Genomic DNA, 12241 nt, shown 5'->3' on the forward strand with positions numbered 1-12241 from the left:
TTGTTTTGTCTTACTTGAGATTTGCAGCGCAATAATGGACTTGTCGTTGTGCTTCAACGATTAGGTATTACACCCATGAAACGTATGCTGATTAATGCAACACATGCTGAAGAAGTTCGTGTTGCACTTATCACAGGTCAACGCCTTTACGACTTTGACCTTGAGAACCGTACCCGCGAACAAAAAAAATCAAATATTTATAAAGGTCATGTCACCCGCGTTGAACCCTCTTTAGAAGCCGTTTTTGTTGAATATGGCGCACAGCGTCAAGGCTTTTTATCGATGCGTGAAATTGCACGTAGCTATTTTAATGCCGACACACGCGAAACCACCAATATTCGCGACTTAATCAGCGAAGGCACAGAACTTCTTGTGCAAGTTGAAAAAGAAGAGCGTGGCAATAAAGGTGCTGCCCTTTCAACGTATATTTCACTGGCTGGTCGTTATTTGGTGCTTATGCCAAACAACCCTAAAGGTGGCGGGATTAGTCGTCAAATTTCGGGTTCAGTGCGTGAAGAACTCAAAGAAATGTTGGCGTCGTTAAATATTCCGCGTGGCATGAGCGTGATTGTTCGTACCGCAGGCATTGGACGTAGCCAAGAAGAGCTACAACTTGACTTACAACATTTGCTTGACCTTTGGGCACAAATCCAAAACAGCGCAAGCACTGGCCCATCGCCAATGTTAGTGCATCAAGAAGCTGGTGTAGTTACCCGCGCCATTCGTGATTATTTACGTGACGATGTCGCTGAAATTTTAATTGATAGCGAACAAGCCTTTAATGAAGCCTATAACTTTGTTAAAGCGGTTATGCCAAATCAACTCGACAAGCTCAAAACCTACACCTTAAATGAACCATTGTTTGCACATTTTGGGATTGAAAGCCAAATCCAGACGGCTTATGAACGTGAAGTGAAATTGCCTTCGGGTGGTTCAATTGTGATTGACCAAACTGAAGCTTTAGTTTCAATTGATATTAACTCGGCCAAATCGACTCGTGGTCACGATGTTGAAGAAACTGCATTAAATACCAACCTTGAAGCAGCTGAAGAAATTGCTCGCCAACTTCGTTTACGCGATATCGGTGGTTTGGTGGTGATCGACTTCATCGATATGACCAAAGAACGCAATCAGCGAATGGTTGAAGCCAAACTACGTGAAGCAACTCAAAGTGACCGTGCGCGGATTCAATTTGGTCAGTTGTCGCGTTTTGGCTTAATGGAAATGAGTCGCCAACGCTTACGCCCTTCTTTAGAAGAAGCAACTGGCTATGTTTGCCCACGTTGTCATGGCACAGGCATGGTTCGTGATGTGCGTTCGTTGTCTTTATCGATTATGCGTAAAGTTGAAGAAATTGCTTTACGTGAGCGTCATGGTGAAGTGCAAATTGAAGTACCTGTTGAAATTGCAGCCTTCTTACTGAACGAAAAACGCCACAGCTTAGTTTATCTTGAGCAAACTTCGAATGTGCGTGTGACAGTGTTGCCACATCCTCATTTAGAAACACCACATTACGAAATTCAATATAACCCTGAAGGCTTCGCGCCAAGTAGTTATGAACGTACTGAAGCAACACGTTCAAGCGAAAAAGAATTGGGTTATGAATCTTCTGAATGGCATCTTGAAGATCAAGAAACCCCAGCGATTCCTGTGAATCGTCAGAAAAAAGCTGCGCCTGTTGCCGAAAAAGTGGTTGCAACACAAACCACAGCAGCGCCTGCGCCAGCGGCAAAACCAGTAGCTTCAAACAGCCCATGTGCATGGCTTGAGAACTTATTTGTTCAAAAACAAGCACACACCATTGACCAATCACGTAGCGCAAACAATGCTGCTGCCGCAATTGAACAAATGGTGAACAATGGTGCAGTTAGTCGTGGTCAGTTTGGTCAAGTACCTGCTGCTATTCCGGCAACCCAACCACAGATGGTTGAAGCTGCACCAGCGCAACACAACAACAATAATGCTTACTTGTCGCCATCTTCAGTGGCAGTGAAGCAAGAAAAGCGTGAAGAACGTGACGATAAAAACCATCGTCAAAATAAAAAGCGTAGCAACAAGCAACACCACAAAGAAAATCGTGATTCGCAACAGCAACCTGAACAAAACCATCAGGTACACGAAGAAGTGGTGCAGTTGTCACGCCATGAAATGCGTGAGCTGAAACGCCAACAAAAGCGTCAGCAAGAACCACAGCATGCAGAGCAAACACAGCACCATTCTGCTCAGCAAGAATCTGCTGCGCCCGTGCAACGTCGCGATCGTAATCAACAACGTCCGCAACGTCCAAATCGCCAGCGTGATGCAAGTGTTCTTCAACAACCGACAGAAGCACCAACTCCTGCGCCACAGGCTGCTGTAGAAGCGCCAGTTGTAGAGAAAACCACAACCACACCCGCGGTAAAAGTGGAATTGGTGGATGCACCGAACCATAGCGAAATGGCAACGGCATTAATTGTAAATGCAGACCAAGCCACACGTGAAATCGTGGCTATTACGCCAACGCGTGCAGGGAAACATCGTACGGAACGCACAACTGCTAAAACTGAAGTGCTTGCAACGCCTACTGTTGAAGCTGAAGCTACCCCTGTAGCTGCAACTGAAGTAGCCGTTGAGGTGAGTGCACCTGAAACTGTTCAGGAAAAATCTGCGCCAAAACGTGCCGCAAACGATCCACGTTCACGTCGTCGTCAAAAACACGCAGCTCAACAGGCTGTGGCACCGGTACAAGTCCGTCCAAGTCAAATTCCAAGCTTGGCGTCATATACTGTTGGCAGTTTGATTCGTCATGTTTATGGAGAAGATTGTTCGGTTTTAATTGAACAATTTGGATTAATTCCAACCTTCAATCGTGCTTTGGCAAAATTCACCACGCAATATGCGTCTGAAATTGCGCAAACAGCAAAACATGCTTCAGAAGCAGAAAAAGCACCAGTAACGCGCGATGCGGTTGTACCCACCAAAGTCACGCAAGAGTCTGAACCTGCACCTGTATTGGCATTAACACCGCCACAAGAACCACAAGTGCGTGTTGCAAATGACCCACGTGAACGCCGCCGTTTGGCTAAACTTGCCGCTGAACAAGCGCACGAACAAGCCAAAGCACAACATTTAAAAGATGAAGCGACACATAGCGAATCCGAGAATGTAGCGGTTGCAGACACTGCGGTTGTCACTGAAGCAAACTCTGACGTGGTAAATGCAGATGCAACCCCAGCAGCAGTGCAAGCTGACCTCAATATTGAGGCAACAACTGAAGCTGTTGCAGAGCAGAGCGAAAACACAGCAGTAACAAGTGATGACGCCATTGCTGATGAAACGTTAGATGCTGATGCAAAAACCGAAAAAGACAAAGATGCAGCAGATAAACCTGCTCGTCCACGTCGCCCACGTGGCCGCCCACCTAAAAAGGCGGTAACGCCGGCTGAATAATTTAGCCTGTTTTACCAAAACCGCTTTAGCTAGAAGCTAAAGCGGTTTTTTATTCATATCGAATTTTGGAGCCACCAAGCAATCACCAGCGTTCAATTCCGAGCAATTTATGCACCAAAAACCAGTTTTTGCAGTTTTTATATACAGTTAATACATAGTTTTTAATTTTTTACTTGTCATTACTGAAGATCTTGCTACAATACGCACCATCAAGACGATATGGGTCGTTAGCTCAGCTGGTAGAGCAGCGGACTTTTAATCCGTTGGTCCCGCGTTCGAATCGCGGACGACCCACCATTTATTGTTTTGACCTGCTAAGGAAATTAAGATTACCTAATAATCTTAAATAAAGTAAAACACGGTTTTACCCTTCCTGATTCAGGGTCGTTAGCTCAGCTGGTAGAGCAGCGGACTTTTAATCCGTTGGTCCCGCGTTCGAATCGCGGACGACCCACCATATATTAAAAACCCTCTTTTGAAGAGGGTTTTTTTATAACTAAAATTTCTATAAGCATTACATCATTTAACATTTAATTGGCGTGAATCACTTTAAATCTATTTAATTTCCCCCAAATTAAATTCTATAAAATACTGAAATTCACTTCCTGTTTTGGAGACGTTACATGGCTCAAGCTGGTTTATATCGTTCTAACCGACACAACATGATCGCCGGTGTAATGGGCGGTATTGCTGAACGTTTTGGTTGGAACGTCACCCTACTTCGCATTATTTTTGTGGTTGTGTCCTGTGTCAGCGCAGCCTTCCCAGGTATTTTAGTTTATCTCGTCTTGTGGCTATTGATCCCCAAAAAAACTGAACAAATCCAATATCAGCAAGGCTATGATCAACCAATTCGAACAGTCCATCCAAAAGATCGTATCAGACGCTAATCTCTAGATGATGGAATACAGTCTTTTACTTCGCTACGGTTGTCATTTATCTAATAAACAATCGTAGCTTGATGATTGATCTTAAAAGCTTGTGCTTTACTTACATCAGTCTTATCTTTATTTTAAGCTTTTAAATTTTAGTCATTCTCAGTCTGTTTAATGGATAAATGCTTTATTCTGATTTAATTCACATAGTCATGTAATTGTAGCACTTGATCTTGATATGCAGACCTTGGACAAAACTCATACCTGGGCGAACCGATGTAATCCCCAGCATTTTTGCATGCTTGCTGAACAATTTTTTTCCAAAGCCTTTGCGACCGTATCATGATGATTCAGAATAAAAAAATCACGACTCCATACGCTAAAAAAGATATTTTAAAAAGCCTTTTTCTAGCACCCATTCCATTACTATTAATTTTATTTACTCTTTTTGTTGGTTTAAATCAAAGTAAACATAGTGTCACTTGGGCGCAAATCCCCAGTATTGTATTTTTGATGCTGATCGTTTGGGGAGCTTATTGCCTACTCGTAATTCCACTTGCTTATCCAATTTCAGTAAAATTACAACAAAATAATTATCTGAATTTATGGGTTATTTTACTTACTTCACTCGTGATGGGTTTTATCGTTATGATGATCATTCAACTCACGTTTATCTACTCTTATAGTTGGATGGATTTTAAAAATCTGATCATTCACAATGAATATTATTCATTACCGCTATTCACTGGTTTTTGTTATTGGGGATTGCTTAAATTCATGGGCAAGCGGCAAATTCATAAAACCCCTATTTTGCCTGATTAAGCCTTTGCCACACCTCGCCAAAATCCTTATACTTATGAGCAATTTTTTCGCATAAATTATGGATGCACCATGAGTCGCGCCATCTCTCATATTGATACTTTTCAAGGCTTAATTCTTGCCTTACAAAACTACTGGGCTGAGCAAGGTTGTGTTATTTTACAACCTTACGATATGGAAATGGGTGCAGGTACATTCCACACTGCAACTTTCCTGCGCGCACTTGGCCCTGAAACATGGAATGCCGCCTATGTGCAACCCTCACGCCGTCCTAAAGATGGTCGTTATGGTGAAAACCCAAACCGTTTACAGCACTATTATCAGTTCCAAGTGGTACTCAAACCAAACCCAGACAACATCCAACAGTTGTATTTGGACTCGTTAAAAGCGATTGGTATTGATACCTTAACCCACGATATTCGTTTTGTAGAAGACAACTGGGAATCACCAACACTGGGCGCATGGGGCTTAGGTTGGGAAGTCTGGTTAAATGGTATGGAAGTAACTCAGTTTACCTACTTCCAACAAGTCGGTGGTGTTGAGTGCTACCCTGTCACCGGTGAAATCACCTACGGTTTAGAACGTCTTGCGATGTATTTGCAAGGGGTCGATTCGGTCTATGATTTGGTTTGGACTAAAGGTCAATTCGGTACCGTGACCTATGGCGATGTGTTCCATCAAAACGAAGTGGAACAATCAACTTATAACTTTGAATATGCCAATGTCGAAAAATTATTTGAATTGTTCGACTTTTATGAAGCTGAAGCAAGCCGCTTAATTGAAGCGAAATTACCACTTCCTGCGTATGAGCAAGTCGTGAAAGCTTCACATAGTTTTAACTTGTTGGATGCACGTGGTGCAATTTCAGTCACAGAACGTCAGCGTTATATTTTACGGGTGCGTACCCTTGCGCGTGCGATTGCACAAAGCTATGTACAAGCGCGTGCGGAACTCGGTTTCCCAATGGCTGAACCTGCGTTACGTGATGAAGTTTTGGCACAGCTCAAAGCACAAGTTGAAAGCGATGCAAAAGCGGAGAAAAACTAATGACCCAACATACCGTATTATTTGAATTGGGCTGTGAAGAACTTCCGCCTAAAAGCTTAAAAACGTTGCGTGATGCGTTACACGCAGAAACAGTAAAAGGTTTAAAAGATGCTGGTTTAAACTTTGCCTCCATCGAAGCCTATGCTGCACCACGCCGTTTAGCCCTTAAAATTGTAAATGTAGATGGCGCACAAGCCGACACACAAAAACGTTTTGATGGCCCTGCTGTGCAAGCTGCTTACGATGCCGAAGGCAAACCAACCAAAGCGCTTGAAGGCTTTATGCGTGGTCAAGGCATTACATCTGATCAAGTATCGACCTTTCAAGCCGGTAAAGTTGAAAAAGTTTGCTACTTAAAAGATGTACAAGGTCAAAGCCTTGATGCTTTATTGCCACAGATTTTACAAACAGCTTTAGACAATTTACCGATTGCCAAACGTATGCGTTCTGCAGCCAGCCGTACCGAATTTGTACGTCCTGTAAAATGGGTGCTGTTGCTGAAAGATGATCAAGTGGTGAATGCAACGATTCAAGATCATCAAGCATCGAACTTGAGCTATGGTCACCGTTTCCATGCCCCTGAAGCGATTCAAATTAACCATCCTGACCAGTATTTAGATGCGTTACGCAATGCCAAAGTGGTGGCGAATTTTGAAGAACGTCAAGCCATCATCGATCAACAAGTGAAAACCTTGGCAGATGAAGTCAATGCCATTGCGATTGTGCCAAGCGACTTACGTGATGAAGTGACGGCATTGGTGGAATGGCCGGTTGCGCTACGTGCGAGCTTTGAAGAACGCTATTTGGCGGTTCCTCAAGAAGCATTGATTACCACCATGCAAGACAATCAAAAGTATTTCTGCTTGATCAATAGCGAGAATAAATTACAGCCGTATTTTATTACCGTATCGAATATTGAATCGAAAGATCCGGCACAGATTATTGAAGGCAACGAAAAAGTGGTGCGTCCACGTTTGTCGGATGCTGAATTCTTCTTCTTGCAAGATCAGAAACAACCACTGGCTTCTCGTAAAGACAAGCTTGCCAATATGGTTTTCCAAGCACAATTGGGTACACTTTGGGATAAATCACAGCGTATTGCCAAACTTGCGATTGCGTTGTCTTCAATCACTGGTGCAAACCCTGCCGATGCTGAAAAAGCTGCCTTACTGGCAAAATGCGATTTAACTTCTGAATTGGTCGGTGAATTCCCAGAACTTCAAGGCATTGCAGGTACTTACTATGCGCGTCTTGAAGGTGAAAATGCTGAAGTCAGCGACGCCTTAGGTGAACAATACTTACCTAAATTTGCTGGTGATGTTTTACCAAAAACCAAAACCGGTACAACGCTTGCCCTTGCTGACCGTTTAGATACCTTAGTCGGTATTTTTGGAATTGGACAAGCACCTACAGGTTCAAAAGACCCGTTTGCACTGCGCCGTTCTGCCATTGGTATTTTACGTTTAATCATTGAAAATGAACTCGATGTGACCATTGAAGACGTGGTGAATCTTGCACTTCAAGGTTATGGTGACATCGTCAAAGATCACGACAAAACCCGCGCCGATGCTGTGGCATTCTTGGAAGGTCGTTACCGCGCCAAGTATGAAGATCAAGGCGTTGCAGTGGATGTGTTACAAGCGGTGCAAGCACTTGCACCCAAATCGCCACTTGATTTTGACAAACGTGTGAATGCAGTCAATCACTTCCGCACATTACCAGAAGCAGCAGCCTTGGCAGCAGCCAACAAGCGTGTTGCCAATATCTTGGCAAAAGAAACATTGCCAGAAGGTGCTGTGGTTGAAGCGAATTTGGTTGAAGATGCTGAAAAAGCATTATTTGCTGAATTGTCTGCAGTGACTCCTGTGGTAGAACCGTTATTAGCAGCCAAAGATTATACGGCTGCGCTGTCTAAACTTGCCGCATTACGTGCGCCAATTGATGCCTTCTTTGAAGGTGTTATGGTTATGGCGGATGATGCAGAATTGAAAGCCAATCGTTTACGTTTATTGGCGCAGTTGCGTGGGTTGTTTATTGCCGTTGCTGATGTGAGCGTGTTGCAGGGTTAAGTATTTAAACCACTAATTTAAAAAACCCACTATCAAAATAGTGGGTTTTTTTTGAACTCATGGCAAGAATTTATTTCCTATTTTTTTCTAAATTTACCAGAATACAAGTTATTTAAATGGGTTCTAACCCGTGCGTTTCGCATAATGCGTATTATGTTGATTTTAGAAATTCTTAAATTTTCAATCTTCTGATATATTATTGTAAATAATTCTTAATTAGATACATGAAATGCAAATCACCAAATATTTTATCCCTGAATTTTATATAAAGAACACTGTTATATCTTTTATATTTCTTTGTCTTTTAGCTGGAGTTGTTAATTTTATTTTAGATCAAAACCTAAATTTTAATGAATATATACAAATAGGTATAGCTACCGTTATCGGGATGTTAGGATTAATATTAATAGGATATTACAATACCTTAAGTGCCTATCAAGCAGAAAAAAAATCAAAGGCGTTATTTCTACATATCTTTTTAATCCTATGCTTTTTGATAACAGATTGTATTTGGAGTCAAGCTAGCTTTCTAACAATTTTCTTAAGGAACTTAGCTTATTTCCTACTTCTAGAATTTGGTGTTTTTATTTATAAAAAAAGAGCTAAAGTATTTCGCTCTAAGTAGAAAGTATTTTATCAATTTAACATAATGGTCGCTATGCGAAATAAATCCAAACTAATTAAATAAAATCAATATCTTATAAATTTTAAATAACCCATAAACCCAAGAAAAAAGCCGACTTAGAAACATATCGGCTTTTTTTAATCCAATTTGATCTCTTTTTCCAACCCAATCTGTAAAATGATAAACAAAATTTACCCTACTCTTCACAGCAGCGCATTCAAATCATCCAAAGTGGTCAGTATCTAAAAACACATAAATTCACCATCAGCCCAACCATAAATTTAAAAAATCATTTTTCATGATTTCTTCAGCTTCTTGAATCGATTAAATTATAGATAATTAATTCTAAACAATGCATTTAAGCAGATTAAAAATGAAATCCTATATTTCTATCATCATTTTTATTTTTACAGCATTACAGAACACACAGGTTGTTGCTGCTCAAAACAATTCAAATCAATTAGCATCATTTGATAACCCTGTAGGCTATGACGCACCTGAAGGCAGTAGTGCCAAACTCACTAGAGAGAATAATATCTGTACAATCAAAATTATACAGTATGGTGAAACAGGAAAAGCTATTCTCACATGGAGTTTTGATCAATTCACGCTATATACTGCAACTGAAAAAATAACAGGCTATACCGATGGCGGTTTAACTATGCTCTCACTCAATCAAGGAAAATTCTCAGAATACCCAAAATCGAGCCAAAGATTAGATATTCATCTAGCAGCGACCCAAAAGGATTTTCAACGCGTTCGTGGTTTTTTCCCAACACAATTGGCACAATGTCTTGCACGTTAATCTTCTTTTTTAATGCCAATTTTCGGCAGACTTTAGCTAAATTTATGCATTGTTACCCTTTCGCTTTTAGCATCTTCTGAGGAAAAACCAGCCAAGCCACAATACTACCAATAACGGCTAACAACATATCCTTATGCGCATCCCACATATCACCTTGTTGTCCATTATATTTCTCGGCTTCTTCGGCAGACATACCAATTGCAATCCACCATTCCAGCAATTCATATAACATACTGCTTGCCATCACCCACATCATGCACACCAAAATCGTTTTTTTATAGTGCTCTAGTGGCTTTAACCAAGCTTCAAAGACCTGATAAAAAAATGGAAAAAGTAAGAAACCATAAGAAAAATGCACTAAGCGATCAAACATATTGCGTTGCCAACCAAAAACTTCATCAATATTGACCTTAAATAAAGTCTCAGTCCAAAGTTGATACGGCACATAAGAATACAAATAGTGTGCGGCGACAATATGTACAGCTAAGAACCCACAATACAGATTAAAAGCAAGCGTACTAATTTTGGTTTTAGCATTCACATAAAATAAGCCGATCAACATGACAACCGTACCAAGCTGATGCAGCAAATAAGACTGCATCTCGAGTGGATTAATGGATGCAATACCGATTAATAACAATAGTATAAATATAGTGATCCATTTATTTTTATTCATCTCACTCTCCTCTGCAAAATTTAAGTTAAATCAATTTGTTTAAATTATTCAAAAGCGTCAATGGCAAAACCAAATAAAATCATACTCAACTGCATCATAAATATAAAAAATCATTTTTCATCATTACTTCGGTTGAGTAAAGTGAAGAAACTTAAGATTTATTTTAGGCATAAAAATCATCTAAAAATAAAGCATTTAATCTTATCAATTTTTACGCAGTCTATTCTTTTATTACTGTACCAACTCGCTTTTATATTGGCAAAAAAATAGCCCTCCTTGAGGACTATTTTTTAAATTAAAGCATGATTAAAGGGCTTATTCCCATTCAATTGTTGCAGGTGGTTTTGATGACACGTCATACACCACACGAGAAACGTCTTTAATTTCATTCATAATACGGGTTGAGATTTTATCCACTAAATCGTATGGCAAATGTGCAAAACGCGCGGTCATAAAGTCAACCGTTTCAACCGCACGAAGTGCAATCACCCATGCATAACGGCGACCATCACCCACCACACCCACAGATTTTACAGGTTGGAATACAGCAAAGGCTTGTGCAGTTTTGTCATACCAACCGCTGGCACGAAGTTCTTGCATGAAAATATCATCGGCAAGGCGTAGAATATCGGCGTATTCTTTTTTCACTTCACCCAAAATACGCACGCCCAAACCTGGACCTGGGAATGGATGACGGTAAATCATGCTGTGTGGCAAGCCAAGTGTTGTACCGAGTTTACGCACTTCATCTTTAAATAAGTCACGTAAAGGTTCAACCAAATCAAAGGCTAAATCTTCTGGTAAACCACCCACGTTGTGGTGCGATTTAATCACATGGGCTTTGCCTTGTTTGCTCGCAGCAGATTCAATTACGTCTGGATAAATGGTGCCTTGTGCTAAGAATTTCACACCATCTAATTTACGTGCTTCTTCTGCAAATACTTCGATGAATTCACGGCCAATGATTTTACGTTTTTTCTCTGGATCAACTTCACCCGCAAGCGCAGTTAAGAAACGCTCTTCTGCATCGGCACGAATCACGCGAATACCCATGTTTTCAGCAAACATTTGCATGACTTGTTCGCCTTCGTTTAAACGAAGTAAGCCGTTATCGACAAATACGCAAGTCAATTGGTCGCCAATGGCTTTATGCAACAATGCCGCCACAACAGATGAATCGACACCACCTGATAAACCCAATAAAACTTTTTCATCGCCAATTTGGGCACGAAGCTGTTCTACACGTAAGTCGATGATGTGTTCTGGAGTCCAAAGACCACCACATCCACAAATTTGGTGAACAAAGTTTGAAAGTAACTCCGCACCTTTGGCAGTGTGGGTAACTTCTGGGTGGAATTGAATACCATAGAAACGGCGAGCTTCGTCCGACACCATCGCAACTGGGCAACTTGGTGTGCTGGCGGTAATTTGGAAACCTTCTGGAATGGTGGTGACTTTATCACCATGACTCATCCATACTTTTAATTGGTCTTTACTATCTTCAAGGTTACCAATTAATTGGTCACGCACTTGAATGTTTACTTCGGCATAGCCAAATTCATGTACAGTGCCTGCTTCTACTTTCCCACCAAGCTGCTGTGACATGGTTTGTAAACCATAACAAATGCCCAATACAGGAACACCCAATTCAAAAACGATTTGGGGCGCGCGTGGACTACCTTCCTCATGTACACTTTCAGGGCCGCCTGAAAGGATAATTCCTTTTGGATTAAATGCACGAATGGCCTCGGAAGACATGTCAAATGCATACATTTCAGAATATACGCCTGCTTCACGCACACGACGTGCAATCAGTTGGCTGTATTGCGAACCAAAATCCAGAATAAGGATACGGTCTTCAGTAATTTGAGTATTGGTAGTCATGAGAAACAACTA

Annotated in this window: 9 protein-coding genes and 2 tRNA genes; 9 read left to right on the forward strand and 2 right to left on the reverse strand. The window is 41.1% G+C overall.

The genetic code is table 11. The annotated features are described in order from the left end of the window. The first annotated feature begins 75 nt into the window (after window positions 1-75). The 9 genes from I2F62_RS01840 to I2F62_RS01880 all read left to right on the forward strand — a co-directional run bounded on the left by I2F62_RS01840 (window position 76) and on the right by I2F62_RS01880 (window position 9669). Window positions 76-3429: an Rne/Rng family ribonuclease gene (locus I2F62_RS01840; protein ID WP_324625421.1), complete on the forward strand. Its 3354-nt coding sequence runs from the start codon at window positions 76-78 to the stop codon at window positions 3427-3429. Window positions 3430-3650: 221 nt separating this feature from the next. Next, window positions 3651-3726 (forward strand) — tRNA-Lys (locus I2F62_RS01845). 84 nt (window positions 3727-3810) lie between these two features. Then, window positions 3811-3886: transfer RNA gene (locus I2F62_RS01850), tRNA-Lys, on the forward strand. Window positions 3887-4052: 166 nt separating this feature from the next. Then, the gene (locus I2F62_RS01855; protein WP_324625319.1) at window positions 4053-4319 is read left to right on the forward strand and encodes a PspC domain-containing protein; all 267 of its coding nucleotides are present in this window, start codon (window positions 4053-4055) and stop codon (window positions 4317-4319) included. Window positions 4320-4646: 327 nt separating this feature from the next. Next, window positions 4647-5126: a hypothetical protein gene (locus I2F62_RS01860; RefSeq protein WP_324625320.1), complete on the forward strand. Its 480-nt coding sequence runs from the start codon at window positions 4647-4649 to the stop codon at window positions 5124-5126. Between the two features lie 69 nt (window positions 5127-5195). Continuing rightward, window positions 5196-6170 carry a glycine--tRNA ligase subunit alpha gene (gene glyQ / locus I2F62_RS01865; protein ID WP_324625321.1) on the forward strand — a complete coding sequence of 325 codons (975 nt, stop codon included), beginning with the start codon at window positions 5196-5198 and terminating at the stop codon, window positions 6168-6170. Then, window positions 6170-8239 carry a glycine--tRNA ligase subunit beta gene (gene glyS / locus I2F62_RS01870; RefSeq protein ID WP_324625322.1) on the forward strand — a complete coding sequence of 690 codons (2070 nt, stop codon included), beginning with the start codon at window positions 6170-6172 and terminating at the stop codon, window positions 8237-8239. Before glyQ ends, glyS begins: the two co-directional genes overlap by 1 nt. A 229-nt stretch (window positions 8240-8468) precedes the next feature. Beyond that, on the forward strand, window positions 8469-8864 hold the full coding sequence (locus tag I2F62_RS01875) for a hypothetical protein (RefSeq protein WP_324625323.1): 396 nt from the start codon (window positions 8469-8471) through the stop codon (window positions 8862-8864). A gap of 373 nt (window positions 8865-9237) precedes the next feature. After that, window positions 9238-9669 (forward strand): hypothetical protein, encoded by a 432-nt coding sequence (locus I2F62_RS01880; RefSeq protein ID WP_324625324.1) that lies wholly within the window; start codon window positions 9238-9240, stop codon window positions 9667-9669. Between the two features lie 52 nt (window positions 9670-9721). Here I2F62_RS01880 and I2F62_RS01885 read toward each other — a convergent pair whose 3' ends face one another. After that, window positions 9722-10345, reverse strand: coding sequence for a DUF2238 domain-containing protein (locus I2F62_RS01885; RefSeq protein ID WP_324625325.1), 624 nt, complete (start codon window positions 10343-10345; stop codon window positions 9722-9724). Window positions 10346-10660: 315 nt separating this feature from the next. Further along, window positions 10661-12229, reverse strand: coding sequence for a glutamine-hydrolyzing GMP synthase (gene guaA / locus I2F62_RS01890; RefSeq protein WP_324625326.1), 1569 nt, complete (start codon window positions 12227-12229; stop codon window positions 10661-10663). Between the last annotated feature and the right edge of the window lie 12 nt (window positions 12230-12241).

The sequence above is a fragment of the Acinetobacter sp. MD2(2019) genome, assembly GCF_035615615.1.
In the GTDB taxonomy this organism is placed as follows: domain Bacteria; phylum Pseudomonadota; class Gammaproteobacteria; order Pseudomonadales; family Moraxellaceae; genus Acinetobacter.